Consider the following 12,870-nt stretch of genomic DNA (forward strand, 5'->3'; position numbering starts at 1 on the left):
AGCGGTGCGGTGCGGCGGGCGCCGGCGAACCGCTCGGACCGCGCCCGGCTGCTGCGCCTGCGCCGCGCTCGGCGGATCGCCGTCGAGGCGACCGTGGTCGCCGTCGCGGTGGTGGCGCTGCTCGTGCTCGACGCGGGCGCCGGGTTCGACGGCTCCGCGCCGAACCCGCTCCTGCTCGTCGCGCCGCTGCTGGTCGCGGCGGCGGCGACCCTCGTCGTGCTGCGCGTCGTGCCGCCGGTCGTGCGAGGCGGGGTCGTCGTCGCCCGGCGCGCTCACGGCGTGTCCGGCGTGCTCGTCGCCGCTCGCGCCGGCAGGGCCCGCGCCGCGCTGCCGCTGCTGGCGCTCTGCATCGCCCTGGGGCTGGCGCTGAACGACGGCATGCTGCTGGCGTCGGTCGCGGCGGGCCAGGAGGCGGCGGCGTGGGACCGCATCGGTGCGGACGCCCGCGCGACCACCGCCGCGGACGTGCAGCGGCTGCGCGCGGAGCCCGGGGTGCGCCACGCCGCCGTCGTCGCCGTGGAGCCGGGCACCAGCCTCGACCTGGGGACGACGGGCGCGCGCGCAACCCTGCTCGGCGTCGACCCCGGCTACGCGGGGGTCGTGGGGGCGCTGCCGGCCTCCGCACAGGACACCGCCGCGGTGCTGCGGCGGCTGGGGGACCCCAGCGGCCCGCTGCCCGTCGTCGTCGACGAGCAGCTCGCCGGCCTCATGGCGGGCCGCGCGCTCACGCTGCAGCTCGACGCCGGCGACGTCCCGGCCCGCGTGGCCGGCACCGTCGCAGGCGGCCCGGCCGGCTGGGCGGACGGCCCGTTCCTCTTCGCCGACCTCGACGCCCTCCGGAGGCGGGCGCCTGACGTGCAGGCCGACGCGGCGCTCGTCGTCGGGCCCGCTGCGGGCGCGGCCCTCGTCGCCGCGGGCGTGCCGGAGGACGACGTCCTGACCCGCACGGGCTGGTTGCGCGCGCTGCGCGACGCGCCGATCGTGGCGGGGACACGGCGGGCGACGCTCCTCGCCGCCGGCCTCCTCGCGCTCCTCGCCGGAGCCGCCCTCGCGGCGACCGTCCTCGCGGGTGCGCCCGACCGGCGGCGCACGCTGGCGCTGCTCCGGACCCTCGGGATGCGCCGCCGCGTCGGCTGGTGGCTGCTCGTCGCCGACCTGGTCCCGCTCGTGCTCGGCGGCCTCGCGGGCGGGGCGGCGATCGGCGTGGTCGCCGCGGAGGTCTTCGATCCGGCGCTGGCCCTGTCCGGGCTGACCGGCGGGCGGGGGGACCCTCCGGTCGGGATCTCCGGTGCGGTGCTCGGCGTCGTCCTCGCGGGGGCGCTCGTCGTGCTCGCGGCGGGCGTCGGGGTCGAGGCGCTCAGCTGGCGGCGCGACCGGTTCGCCGAGGTGCTCAGAGTGGGAGGGCGATGATGACGCCGACGCAGTACGGCGCGGACGCGCTGATCGTGTGCGACAGCCTGGTGCGGATCTACCAGACGGACGACGTCGAGGTGCAGGCGCTGCAGGGCCTCGACCTGCTCGTCGACGAGGGCGAGCTCGTCGCCGTCGTCGGGGCCTCAGGCTCCGGCAAGTCGACGCTGCTCGCCGTGCTGTCGGGGCTGGACGCGCCGACCGCGGGGCGTGCCCGGGTCGCCGACTGGGACCTGCTCGCCATGACGTCCGCCCAGCGGCTGCGGTACCGGCGCACCGCGGTCGGCTTCATCTGGCAGCAGACGTCGCGGAACCTGCTCCCGTTCCTCAGCGCCGCGGAGAACGTCGAGCTCCCGATGGCGGTCGTGGGCGTCGGCCGCGGCGAACGCCGACGGCGGGCGCAGGAGCTGCTCGACTCGGTGGGGCTCGCGGACCGGTCGGGACGCCGGCCCGCCGAGCTGTCCGGCGGCGAGCAGCAGCGGGTCGCGATCGCGACCGCGCTGGCCAACCGTCCGCAGGTGCTGTTCGCGGACGAGCCGACGGGTGAGCTCGACCGCGCGACCGGCGACGAGGTCTTCGCCGCCCTGCGGGAGGTGAACGCCGTGCTCGGCACCACCGTCGTCATCGTCACCCACGACGCGGGGGTCTCCTCGCAGGTCCGCCGCACCGTCGCCATCCGCGACGGCCGCACGTCGTCGGAGGTCCTCCGCGGGGAGGGCGGCGGCCCCGGGCGCGAGTACGCCCTGATCGACCGGGCCGGCCGCATGCAGGTGCCCGCCGCGCACCGTCGGGCGCTCGGCCTGCACGAGCGCGTCCGGCTCGAGCTCGAGGAGGACCACCTCGGTGTGTGGGCGGACGACCACGACGAGGAGGGCGTCCGATGAGCGTGATCGAGGTGTGCGGGCTGACGCGGACCTTCGCGTCGCCCTCCGGCGACTTCCACGCGCTCCAGGACGTCGGGTTCGCGATCGAGGCGGGCGAGTTCGTCGCGCTCATCGGCCCGTCGGGGTCGGGGAAGACGACCCTCCTGAACTGCCTCGGCGGCCTGGACCGGCCGACCGCGGGCCGGATCGTGGTCGACGGCCGCGACGTGGCCGCGCTCGACGACGACGGCCGCACCGACCTGCGTCGCGACGCGATCGCCTTCGTCTTCCAGACGTTCGGCCTGATCCCGGTGCTGTCCGCCGCGGAGAACGTCGGGCTGCCGCTGCGCATGCGCCGCACGCCCGTGCGCGAGCGCCGCGAGCGGGTCGCCGAGCTGCTCGAGCTCGTCGGGCTCGCCGAGCACGCGCGCCAGCGCCCGGGCGAGCTCTCCGGCGGGCAGCAGCAGCGCGTCGCGATCGCCCGCGCCCTCGCCGCCCGGCCGAGCGTGCTCATCGCCGACGAGCCCACCGGTCAGCTGGACTCGGAGACCGGCGCCGCCATCCTGCGGCTCCTGCGCGACCTGTCGCGATCGAGCGGGATGACGATGCTGATCTCGACGCACGACCCGAGCGTGCGGGCCGAGGCGGACCGGGTCCTCGCCCTCCGCGACGGCCGCCTCGACCCGGAGCCCTGACCCTCCGGCCCGAGCGAGGAGCACGGGCGACCTCCGACTGCACGGGCGTCGCTGCGCGCCCGGACTGTCGGGCTGCGCCCGTGTGCGGGACGGCGGATCACGACTCGGGCGTGAAGTACGGGAAGTCGGCCGCGGGCCGGACCGGGCCGACGGAGATCCACTGGAGGTCGGTGCTGCAGGCGTAGGTCCTGAAGGCAGAGAAGTAGGCGCGGTAGGAGTGGGGCGGGTAGACCCGGTACCCGTCCGCCGCTTCGGCCCGGCACGCGGGGTCGTGGCCCTGCCCGTCGGCGTAGGGGCCGCCGCGCTCGTCGATCGCGGTGAAGGTGACGCTCGCGAGGGCGTCGCCGCCCGCAGGGATCGAGACGGGCTTCGCCCCCTGCGTGGCCCGGGTGGCGGGCCGACCGATCTGCGTGCCGTCGCCGCCGCCGACGAGCGAGAGCCCCGGTGTGCCGTCAAGGGTGCACGAGCCGGCTCCGGTGTTGCGGAACACGACGAAGGATCCGCGGTGGCTCATCCCCGACAAGCGTGGATCGTTCTGCACGGAGACCTGCAGCGCGGAGTCCTCGCACTGCCCGGCGGGCGCATTCGGGTCGACCTTCGTGGTGCTCGAGGCGGCGGACGCGGACGCGGCGCTGCTCGGGCTGGACGAGCTCGAGGGAGTCGCCGCGGTGCTCCGGGACGGCGAGGAGGTGGCCGACGCCGTCCCGGCAGGCGCGGATGCGGTGACGGTCCGCGTCGCGGTCGGCGTGGTGCCGGTGCCGGTCGAGCAGCCGGCCAGCAGGGCGAGGCTCGCTGCTGCCGCGGTCATCGCGATCGCGGCACGGAGCGACGTCCGGGTGCTGGGGGCGGTCCTCATCACCTCATGGTGCGACCGCGCCAGCAGGCCGCCGACGGTCCGAGGCGTGTTGCCAGCGGAGGCTGAACGGCGGCAGCGCGCCGCACGAGCCGGGCGCGCCCCGCCGCCGTGATCAGGCGATCAGCACGATCTTGCCGAGGCTGTGGCGTCGTTCGAGGTCCTCGAACGCGTCCGCGACCCGGTCGAGCGGGTAGGTCCCGGCGATCGGCATCTCCACGGCGCCCTCCTGCAGCAGCCCGGCGAGCCGCTGCAGGACCTGCGGAGCCTCCTCCTCGGTGAGGGCTGCGGCTCCGGAGACGCGGATGCCGAGCTCGGCCGCGGCGTCGGAGAACACGATCGTGTCGGTGCGGTCGGCGGGGACCCCGAGCTCGGCGGCGAGGTGCAGGTACTCGGGTCCGAAGAGGTCGATGAAGCCGTCGACGCCGTCCGGCGCCGCGGCGCGCAGCCGATCGGCGAGCCCCGGTCCGTACTCGACCGGCGTGACGCCGTGGTCGGCGAGCCACCCCGCGCTGCGGGCGGACGCGATGCCGAGCACGTGCACGCCCCGCGCGACCAGCAGCTGCACGACCAGGGTGCCGACGCCGCCGGTCGCGGCCGAGACGGCGACGGTCTCGCCGGCCACCGGGTCGATGCCGCGGACGACCGCCCAGGCGGTGGTGCCCGCGACGTCGAGGGCGCCCGCGACCTCCCAGGGCAGCCCCTCAGGCTTCGGCACGACCTGCCCGGCGGGGACGACGACGTGGGTGGCGTGGCTGGACCGCTTCCAGGAGTAGCCGAGCACCTCGTCGCCGACGGAGGAGTCGGCGACCCCGTCGCCGATCGCCGCCACGGTCCCGGCGAAGTCGGTGCCCTGGCCGGACGGGAACGTCGCGGGCAGCCGGTCGTGCAGCAGACCCTGCCGGATCATCGCCTCGCCGGGGTTGATGCCGGCGGCGCGGACGGCGACGAGGACCTCGCCGGCGCCTGGCTGCGGCATCGGGACGTCCTGCACCTGCAGCACGTCCCGGCCGCCGTAGCGGTCGAAGCGGACGGCGCGAGCGGTGTCGGGGAGTGCGGAGGGGGTCGTCATGTCGATGCTCCTTCCCGGAAGCGGGTCCGGGGTCGTGGTCGGTCGTGGTCGGTGACGGGTGCGGGAGGCGGCCGGGCTCACCGGAAGAAGTCGTCGGCCGCGAGGTCGTCGAGCAGGGTCGGGCCGGCGGGCGTCCAGTCGAGCTCCTCGCGGGTGATGCGGCTCGCAGCGGGGACGTCCGACCCGATCAGGTCGCCCACGAACCCGAAGTGCTGCTGCAGCTGCTCGTCCGGGATCGTCGCCACGGGGATCTCGAGCCGCTCGCCGATCCGCTCCGCGATGGCCCGGACGGGGATCCCCTCCTCGGCGATCGCGTGCCACCGGCGCCCGGTGTCCCCGCGCTCGAGCACGAGCCGCAGGAGGGTCGCGACGTCGAGGGAGTGCGTCGCGGGCCAGCGGTTCGCGCCGTCCCCGGCGACGCCGGAGCGGCCGCTGCGCCGTGCGGCGGCGATGATGCCGCCGACGAGGCCGGGCCGGGCGGGGCGGCTGTGCGTCACGAGCGGGAGGCGCACGATCTGCGCCTGGACGCCGCGGTCGGCGAACCCGAGCACCGCGTGCTCGATGGCGGCGGGGCCGGCGGCAGGTGCCGCGTCCTGCTCCGTCGCGACGTGCCCGAGCTCGCCGACCGCGCGACCGCCGAGACCGAGACGAGCGCCGTCCCGGTGGCCGCCAGCGCCTCGCCCATGGCGCGCACGGCGTCGATGCCCGCAGCCGCGGCACCGGCGCCGTCCCCGGCCCGCAGGCGTGCGGTGTCGAACAGCGCGAGGTGGAGCACCGCGTCGGCGCGGACGGCGGCGGCGGCGAGGGTGTCGTGATCCGACAGCGAGCCGCGCACCGCGAGCGCCCCGAGCGCGCGCAGGCCTGCGGCCCCCTCGTCGCTGCGGGCGAGGCCGTGCACCTCGTGCCCGCCTCGCAGCAGCTCGGGGACGACGACCGATCCGATGTGACCGGTGGCTCCGGTGATGAAGACGCGCATGGCGGACCTGCTTCCTCGAGAGACGGCTGATGAGACTGAGTCTCACCCTACGCTCCTGTGAGACTGCGTCTCACTAGACTGGGGCGATGGCCGGATCTGCGACCGCTGCGAGGGACCGTCTGATGTCGGCGGCGCTCGATTTGTTCGAGGAGCACGGGTACGCCTCGACGACCGCGGCGCAGATCGCCGACCGGGCCGGGGTGAGCCGCGCGACGCTGTTCCGCAGCGCCCCCGACAAGCGGGAGATCCTCCTCCTCGACCAGCAGCGCCTGCACGAGCTGCTGCGGGAGGGGGCGGCCTCGGTGGGCGACGGCGCGACCCCGTGGACGGTGGTCGACGGCGCGCTGGCGCGCGCGGCCGAGCTCTTCCCGGAGTCGAGTCGCGAGGTGGCGCGCCGGCGCCGCGCCGTCGTCGCGAGCTCGGTCGAGCTGCAGGAGCGCACCCAGGCCAAGTACAGCGGGTTGGCGATGACGCTCCTCGACGCGCTCGTCGCCCGCGGCGTCTCGGCGGCGGTCGCGGAGCAGGCGGCGGAGGCCGGGGTGCAGGCGTTCCGGCGCGCCCACGCCCGCTGGGCCGAGGTCGCCGAGCCGAGCACGTTCCCGGAGCTCGCGAGCGATTCCCTCGCGACCATCCGTCGAGCGATGGCCGAGCTCGTCACCCCGAGCCGGTAGCTCGCCGCCCCCGCCCGCACCGCTCAGAGCCCGGCCAGCACGTCGACGAGCCCTGCAGGGTCGGAGAGGAACGGGCAGTGGGAGGCGTCGAGCGACCTCGTCGCTCGCGAGCCGGTACCGCTCCGCCTGATCCGATGCGGTGGCCGCGCGGGCTGCCTCACGCGCTCCCGTCGCGCTCAGATGCCGAACGTGTTCCAGCCGACGACCCGCACGCGGGCGAAGGCGTGCGCCTGCCCGGCGTCCGCGAAGTCGCGCCCGTCGTAGTGCCGTGACAGCCGGTCGATCACGGCGCGGTCCGGGTCGTCGGCGAGCTCGACCACCTCGCCGTGGAGCGTGACCTGCCGGTACCAGCCGGCCGCGTCGAGGACGGTGAGCGTGAGCCGTCGGTCGCGCTGCAGATGGCTGCGGCGCGGACTGGCGGCGCCCATGGTCAGCAGCAGGTCTCCGTCGTCCCAGAGGTACCAGACTGCGGCGCTCACCGGCGCGCCATCCCTGCGGACGGTCGCGACGACCGCCGGGTTCGGCTTCTCGAGCAGCGCGACGACGTCCCGGGGGAGCGGTTCCACGACGTCATCGTCCGCCGTTCCGTCGACAGGCCCGCGGCGACGCACCCGGCGCCGTGGCGACGCGGCGCGCACCGCAGGCCGTACGGTCGCAGCGTGAACGTTCACGGAGCCGGTCGGGTGCAGCCGCAGCCGCAGCCGCAGCAGTCGCTGGTGCGGGTGGCGCCCTGGCGGAACGCGATCATGGTGCTGTTCGCGCTCGGGGGCATCGCGCTGTCGACCTGGGGGCCGCGCCTCCCGAGCATCCGGGACTCGCTCGGCGTCGGGGACGGCGTCATCGGGCTCGCGCTCGCCGGCGTGACCGTGGGCTCGATCACGGGGCTCGGCCTGTCCGCCGCGTGGCTGGCCCGCTTCGGGCCCGTCGCGGCCATGCGCGGGGCGGTGGTCGTCATCGTCGCCGGCATCGTCCTGATCGGTGCCGGCGCCGGGCTGGCCGGCTCGCTCCCCGCGACCGTGATCGGCTTCATCGTGGTCGGGTTCGGCGTCGGCGCGTTCGACGTGATGATCAACGTCCAGGGCGCCGCGGTCGAGGCGGCTGCGGGCCGCACGCTCATGCCGCTGCTGCACGCGGCCTGGTCCGCCGGCGCGGTCGTGGGGTCCGCCATCGCGGCGGGAGCGGCGGCGCTGCGGATCGACTTCCAGTGGCAGTTCCTCGGCGAGGCGCTGCTCATCGCCGTCGCCGGCCTGGCCGCGACGAGGTTCCTCCACGTGCCGGCGAAGGCGGAGGTGGCGGCCGCGGTCGAGGACGTCCCGCCGCTGCCGGTCCGGGTCGGCCGCGCCGCGCGTCGGTTGCTCGACCCCCGCCTGCTCCTCATCGGGCTCGTCATGTTCGGCGCCGAGCTCGGCGAGGGCACGGCGAACAGCTGGCTCTCCCTCTCCGCGCGCGACGGGCACGGCCAGACCGAGACCGCCGCCGCGCTGTTCTTCACGGTCTTCGCCGTGTCCGAGACCGCGGCCCGGGTCGCGGGCGGGCCGCTGGTCGACCGGATCGGGCGGGTGCGGATGATCCGGATCACGACGGCGCTCGGCGTCCTCGGCCTCGTCGTCTTCGTCCTGGGCGCACCGACCTGGCTGGTGCTCGTCGGCGTGGTCCTCTGGGCCTTCGGCGTGTCCATGGGCTTCCCGCTCGGCATGTCCGCCGCGGCGGACAGCGGCGCGGACGCCGCCGCACGGGTCAGCGCGGTCGCCTCGATCGGCTACCTCGCGAACCTCGCGGGGCCGCCCGTGATCGGCGCGCTCTCCGAGTCCGTGGGGCTCCTCAACGCCTTCTGGCTGGTCGCCGCCTTCCTCGCCGCCGCGTTCCTCGCGGCGGGGGCCCTGCGCCCGCGACCGGTCGTCGGCCCCTGAGCGCGGCGCTGCAGCGACCGACGGGTCGTCGCCCGGCCCGGTCGAGCCGTCAGTGCCGCGCGCTGCCGCCGAGCACCTCGAGCAGCGGCTCGAGCGACCGCGCCTCCCCGATCGGCGCGGGCGCGCCCGCCGGCGCGGTCATGCCGGCCCGGTTGTGCCACCACACGTCCATGCCGGCACCAGTGGCGCCCGGGAGGTCGAACGCCGATCCCGCCACGAAGAGCACCCGATCGGCCGGCAGCCCCAGCTCCGCCAGGGCGAGCAGGTAGGCGGCCGGCCGCGGCTTGTAGGCGCCGGCCCGCTCCGCCGTCACGACCGTGGCGAAGGCGACCGGCACCTGCGCGGCGGCCGCTGCCCCGAGGGCGGCCGAGCAGTTCGTGACGACCCCGATCGGCAGCTCGCGGGCGATCGCGCCCAGCACGGCCGGAGCCTCCGGCCACGGCGTCAGCTCGGCCCAGCGGGCCAGGAGGTCGTCCGCGAGCGAGCGGGGGAGTCCGACGTCCTCCGCGGCCCGGGCCACGAGCAGCTCGTAGGGCGCGTAGTCGCCCTGGCCGTACGTGAGCTCGAGGTAGCGGCGGCGCCATCCCGTCCCGGCGCCCTCGTCCCCGGCGACCGAGCTCCAGAGCGTCCACGAATCGAGGACGCCCGTGAGGAGGTCGAGGAGGACGGCGTCGTACCCGCCTCCGCGCATGTCCGGATCATCCCTTCGGCCGGTCTCGGGACGATCCTCCGCCCGGCTCGCTGAGCGACGACCGGTCTGCTCGGCGGTCGACGAGGCCGTGCCCGCCGCTCCTGCCGCTCAGACGTCGCGGCGCTGCGTGCTGACGATGCCGGCCAGCCAGACCGCGGCGACCCACACGGCGAGGGTGAGGGCGGCGGCCCAGAGCTGCAGGCCGCCGTTGCCCGGCGCCGCGTACAGGTCGCTGCCGGCGGAGGAGAGCAGGAAGTCGCCGGCGCGGGCGGCCCAGTCGGCGCGCAGCAGCGCGGCGAGCAGGTTGAGGATGATCGGCGCGACGAACAGCAGGGCCGTCAGAGCGGTGATGCCGGCGGCGGAGCTGCGCACGAGCGCACCGAGCCCCACGGCGAACACGCCGATCACCGCGAGGTAGGCGGCGCCGCCGACGAGGCCGCCGACCACGTCCCCGGTGAGCGACACCGTCAGGCCGCGGGCGCCGAAGAAGAGGGCGAGCAGGCCGAACGACCCGAAGGTGATGACGAGGCCGAGGGCGAAGGACCACAGCCCGACGACCACGCCCTTCGCGACCAGGGCGGGCCACCGCCGCGGCACGGCGGTGTAGGAGGAGCGGATCTGCTGGGTCGCGTACTCGCCGCCGATGGACAGCACCCCGAGGACGCCGACGACGAGCCCGACGAAGCTGAGGCTGATCGTCGAGCCGATCAGCAGCACGGACGTGCTCACCCCGCCGTTCGCCGCGCCCTCCTGCCTCGAGAACGTCAGCCCGAGGGCGACGGCGGCGAGGGCGGCGAGCACCAGGGCGACCGCCGAGGTCCAGAACGTGCTGCGGACGGTCGTCAGCTTCAACCACTCGGCCCGCAGCACGCGCCCCGGCGAGAGCCGGATCTGCTGCCCGTCGCGCTCGATCGTCGCGGTCATGCGTCGCTCGCACTCGGCGCGGCGCTGCTGCGGTACTCGACGTCGTCGGCGGTCATGGACATGTAGACCTCCTCGAGGGACGAGCCGACGGTCGTCAGCTCGTGCAGGGCGATGCCCGCCGATGCGGCGAGGTCGCCGACGGCCGATGCGGCGAGCCCGGCGACGTCGAGCCGCCCCTCCTCGCCGGGCGACACCGTCGCGCCGTTCCGCTGCAGCAGGTCGGCGAGGTCCGTCGCCCGCGGCGAGGCGACGACGACGCGGGATCCCGCGCCGGCGATCAGCTGCGCGACGGGCATCGCCGCGAGCACCCGGCCCCGGCCGAGGACGACGACGTCGTCGGCGGTCTGCGCCATCTCGCTCATCAGGTGCGAGGAGAGGAAGACGGTCCGCCCCTCCGCCGCGAGCCCCCGGACGAAGGTCCGCACCCAGCGCACGCCGTCCGGATCGAGCCCGTTCACCGGCTCGTCGAGGATCAGGGTCGCGGGGTCGCCCAGCAGCGCCGCGGCGATCCCGAGGCGCTGGCCCATCCCGAGCGAGAAGCCGCCGACCCGCTTGCCCGCGACCGCGTCCAGGCCCGCGAGGTCGATCACCTCCTGCACCCGGCTGTCGGGGATGCCGTGCGTCGCGGCGAGGACCCGCAGGTGGTTGCGGGCGGTCCGCCCGCGGTGCGCGGCCCTGGCCTCGAGGAGCGCGCCGACCTCGCGCAGCGGCGCCGGCTGGTCCCGGTACGCCCGGCCGTCGACGGTCACGGTGCCGGCGGTCGGCCGGTCGAGGCCGACGATCATCCGCATCGTCGTCGACTTGCCCGCGCCGTTCGGGCCGAGGAAGCCCGTCACACGACCGGGCCGCACCGCGAGGTCGATGCCGGCGACCGCCGTCTTCGCGCCGTACCGCTTGACCAGCCCGCTCGCCTCGATCATCCCGACGAGTCTAGGAAGGGGCAGCAGCGCGCGCCGGGTCGGCCCCTCGGATCCGAGGGCGGTGGAAGGGGGACCGGGCACCGAGGGAGAGTCGAGATCCCACTTGTACCTACCAAAAGATGCGTGACGACCAGGCGCTCGTGCTCGAGCAGCAGCTGCGGCGATTCGCGCGGCAGCAGCGGTCGCGGCGACCGCGGCTCGAGGGCGTGGGCGACCGGGCCGCCCAGGTGCTCGGCGGCGTCGCGCGAGCGGGGGAGGACGCCTCCCCGGGGGCCATCGCGGACGCGCTCCAGATGGCCGGACCGAATGTGGCCGCGGTGCTGCGCGAGCTGGAGGAGGCCGGCCTGGTGCGGCGCGACCGCGACCCGGTCGACGGCCGCCGAGTGCGGCTCGAGCTCACGCCCGACGGCGAGGCGGTAGTGGTCGCGCACCGAGCGGCCCGCGCCGCGTGGCTGCGCGTGGCCCTGGAGCAGGCGTTGAGCCCGGCGGAGCAGCAGCTGCTGCTCGACGCGGGGGCGCTCCTCGACCGGGTGGTCGACGCGGACCAGCAGGACGGTCGCCGGTGACGGTCCCCCCGCCCGTCGTCCCAGCCTGCGCACGATGAGCAGTGCGGTGCAGACGGCCGCCCGGCGGTTCGGCGCGGCGAGCGCGTCCCTGCGGGTGCGGAACTACCGCCTCTACTTCGTCGGGCAGTCGGTGTCGGTCGCCGGGACCTACATGGCGAGCCTCGCCATCGCGTTCCTGACGCTGCACCTCACCGGCAGCGGCGCCGCGCTCGGGGTCGCGGCCGCTGCGAGGCTGCTGCCCTTCGTGCTCCTCGGGCCGCTCGGCGGCGTGATCGCCGACCGGTACGACAAGCGGCGGCTGCTGTTCCTCACCCAGACAGGTTCGGCCGTCGGGGCCCTCGTCTTCGCCCTGCTCGACTGGACCGGCGCGATCACCTATCCGCTCGTGCTGGGCCTCAGCCTCGTGCTCGGCTGCCTCACCGTCGTCGACAACCCCGCCCGGCAGAGCCTCATCGCCGATCTCGTCGACCGGGACGTGCTCGCGAACGCCGTCATCCTGAACTCCGTCTCGCTGAACGTCGCCCGCGTGCTCGGCTCCGCCGTCGGGGGCGCACTCGTCACCGTGATCGGCACGCCGGTGTCCTTCGTCCTGAACGCGGCCTCGTTCGGCGCGGTCATCGTCAGCCTCGCGAGGATGCGTACCGACGACATCGCCCGCCCGGAGCGCGCGCCTCGGGCGCGCGGCCAGATCCGCGAGGGCTTCCGGTACGCGCTCTCCACGCCGGAGCTCGCGATCCCGCTGGGCATGCTCACGCTCACCGGCGTCCTCGCCTACGAGTTCCCGACCACGCTGCCGCTGCTCGCGACCGGCACCTTCCACGGCACGGCCGCGACCTACGGGCTGCTCGCCGCCGTGATGGCCGGCGGTGCCGTCGTCGGCGGCGTCGCCGCCGCGGCGCGGCCCGGCCGGCCCACCGAGCGGAGCCTCGCAATCACCTGCATCGGCTGGGGCGCGGCGATCCTCCTCGTCGGCCTCGCCCCCTCGGTGTGGACGGCCTGCGTCCTCCTGGTCCTGGTCGGCTACGGCAGCATCACCTTCAACTCCACCGCCAAGACCGCCCTGCAGCTGGCGTCGAAGCCCGAGCTCCGCGGCCGCGTCATGTCCCTCTGGGCGCTCGTCTGGGGCGGGGGCAGCGTGATCGGCGCACCGCTCGTCGGGTGGGTCGCCGAGGTCCTGACACCGCGCTGGGGCCTCATCGTCGGCGGCGCCTCGACGGTCCTGCTCGGCCTCGTCATGCTCCCGCACCTCCACCGCCGCACCGTGGCCGCCGCGGCCCGGCAGCGATCCGCCACCGACCCGGCTCGCTGACCCCGGACGA

15 protein-coding genes and 1 pseudogene are annotated in these 12,870 nt (G+C 75.9%); 8 read left to right on the top strand and 8 right to left on the bottom strand.

All coding sequences use genetic code 11. The features are described from left to right. The 3 genes from ACFSBI_RS12090 to ACFSBI_RS12100 form a co-directional block, all read left to right on the top strand. Positions 1–1,410 (top strand): FtsX-like permease family protein (locus ACFSBI_RS12090; RefSeq protein ID WP_377935264.1); only part of this gene is annotated, 1,410 nt, incomplete at its 5' end. Then, complete coding sequence (locus tag ACFSBI_RS12095) at positions 1,410–2,294, top strand: ABC transporter ATP-binding protein (RefSeq protein WP_377935266.1); 885 nt, start codon at positions 1,410–1,412, stop codon at positions 2,292–2,294. The genes ACFSBI_RS12090 and ACFSBI_RS12095, both read left to right, overlap by 1 nt. Then, the gene (locus ACFSBI_RS12100; RefSeq protein ID WP_377935268.1) at positions 2,291–2,968 is read left to right on the top strand and encodes an ABC transporter ATP-binding protein; all 678 of its coding nucleotides are present in this window, start codon (positions 2,291–2,293) and stop codon (positions 2,966–2,968) included. The genes ACFSBI_RS12095 and ACFSBI_RS12100 overlap by 4 nt, the downstream gene beginning before the upstream one ends. Positions 2,969–3,065: 97 nt before the next feature. Here the strand turns inward: ACFSBI_RS12100 and ACFSBI_RS12105 are convergent. After that, positions 3,066–3,524 (bottom strand): annotated as a pseudogene (locus ACFSBI_RS12105) (DUF4232 domain-containing protein); the annotation flags it as partial. Between the two features lie 43 nt (positions 3,525–3,567). Between ACFSBI_RS12105 and ACFSBI_RS12110 the strand changes: the two are divergent. Then, complete coding sequence (locus ACFSBI_RS12110) at positions 3,568–3,936, top strand: hypothetical protein (RefSeq protein ID WP_377935430.1); 369 nt, start codon at positions 3,568–3,570, stop codon at positions 3,934–3,936. Here the strand turns inward: ACFSBI_RS12110 and ACFSBI_RS12115 are convergent, their stop codons facing one another. The 3 genes from ACFSBI_RS12115 to ACFSBI_RS12125 all read right to left on the bottom strand — a co-directional run bounded on the left by ACFSBI_RS12115 (position 3,937) and on the right by ACFSBI_RS12125 (position 5,869). Further along, positions 3,937–4,893: an NADP-dependent oxidoreductase gene (locus ACFSBI_RS12115; RefSeq protein WP_377935270.1), complete on the bottom strand. Its 957-nt coding sequence runs from the start codon at positions 4,891–4,893 to the stop codon at positions 3,937–3,939. Between the two features lie 77 nt (positions 4,894–4,970). Then, entirely contained in the window at positions 4,971–5,405 is a 435-nt protein-coding gene (locus ACFSBI_RS12120; protein ID WP_377935272.1) for a Rossmann-fold NAD(P)-binding domain-containing protein, read from the bottom strand. Next, the gene (locus ACFSBI_RS12125) at positions 5,387–5,869 is read right to left on the bottom strand and encodes an NAD-dependent epimerase/dehydratase family protein (protein ID WP_377935274.1); all 483 of its coding nucleotides are present in this window, start codon (positions 5,867–5,869) and stop codon (positions 5,387–5,389) included. The genes ACFSBI_RS12120 and ACFSBI_RS12125 overlap by 19 nt, the downstream gene beginning before the upstream one ends. Before the next feature lie 86 nt (positions 5,870–5,955). Between ACFSBI_RS12125 and ACFSBI_RS12130 the strand changes: the two genes are divergently transcribed. Further along, positions 5,956–6,540 (top strand): TetR/AcrR family transcriptional regulator, encoded by a 585-nt coding sequence (locus ACFSBI_RS12130; RefSeq protein ID WP_377935276.1) that lies wholly within the window; start codon positions 5,956–5,958, stop codon positions 6,538–6,540. A 176-nt stretch (positions 6,541–6,716) separates the two neighbouring features. Here ACFSBI_RS12130 and ACFSBI_RS12135 read toward each other — a convergent pair whose 3' ends face one another. Next, positions 6,717–7,106, bottom strand: coding sequence for a TIGR03618 family F420-dependent PPOX class oxidoreductase (locus ACFSBI_RS12135; protein ID WP_377935278.1), 390 nt, complete (start codon positions 7,104–7,106; stop codon positions 6,717–6,719). Between the two features lie 93 nt (positions 7,107–7,199). Between ACFSBI_RS12135 and ACFSBI_RS12140 the strand changes: the two genes are divergently transcribed. Then, the gene (locus ACFSBI_RS12140) at positions 7,200–8,450 is read left to right on the top strand and encodes an MFS transporter (RefSeq protein WP_377935280.1); all 1,251 of its coding nucleotides are present in this window, start codon (positions 7,200–7,202) and stop codon (positions 8,448–8,450) included. 49 nt (positions 8,451–8,499) lie between these two features. Here ACFSBI_RS12140 and ACFSBI_RS12145 read toward each other — a convergent pair whose 3' ends face one another. The 3 genes from ACFSBI_RS12145 to ACFSBI_RS12155 form a co-directional block, all read right to left on the bottom strand. Next, positions 8,500–9,141: an HAD-IA family hydrolase gene (locus ACFSBI_RS12145; RefSeq protein ID WP_377935282.1), complete on the bottom strand. Its 642-nt coding sequence runs from the start codon at positions 9,139–9,141 to the stop codon at positions 8,500–8,502. Between the two features lie 108 nt (positions 9,142–9,249). Beyond that, positions 9,250–10,065, bottom strand: coding sequence for an ABC transporter permease (locus ACFSBI_RS12150; RefSeq protein ID WP_377935283.1), 816 nt, complete (start codon positions 10,063–10,065; stop codon positions 9,250–9,252). Further along, complete coding sequence (locus ACFSBI_RS12155; protein WP_377935285.1) at positions 10,062–10,985, bottom strand: ABC transporter ATP-binding protein; 924 nt, start codon at positions 10,983–10,985, stop codon at positions 10,062–10,064. Before ACFSBI_RS12155 ends, ACFSBI_RS12150 begins: the two co-directional genes overlap by 4 nt. 119 nt (positions 10,986–11,104) lie before the next feature. On the opposite strand from ACFSBI_RS12155, the gene ACFSBI_RS12160 reads away from it, so the two are divergent. Both ACFSBI_RS12160 and ACFSBI_RS12165 read left to right on the top strand, forming a co-directional pair. Continuing rightward, positions 11,105–11,551 carry a MarR family winged helix-turn-helix transcriptional regulator gene (locus ACFSBI_RS12160; RefSeq protein ID WP_377935287.1) on the top strand — a complete coding sequence of 149 codons (447 nt, stop codon included), beginning with the start codon at positions 11,105–11,107 and terminating at the stop codon, positions 11,549–11,551. Between the two features lie 34 nt (positions 11,552–11,585). Next, positions 11,586–12,860, top strand: a complete 1,275-nt coding sequence (locus tag ACFSBI_RS12165) for an MFS transporter (protein WP_377935289.1) — start codon at positions 11,586–11,588, stop codon at positions 12,858–12,860. The last annotated feature ends 10 nt before the right edge of the window (positions 12,861–12,870 follow it).

Origin of the sequence: Amnibacterium endophyticum (assembly GCF_042680685.1) — a bacterium.
In the GTDB taxonomy this organism is placed as follows: Bacteria; Actinomycetota; Actinomycetes; order Actinomycetales; family Microbacteriaceae; genus Amnibacterium; species Amnibacterium endophyticum.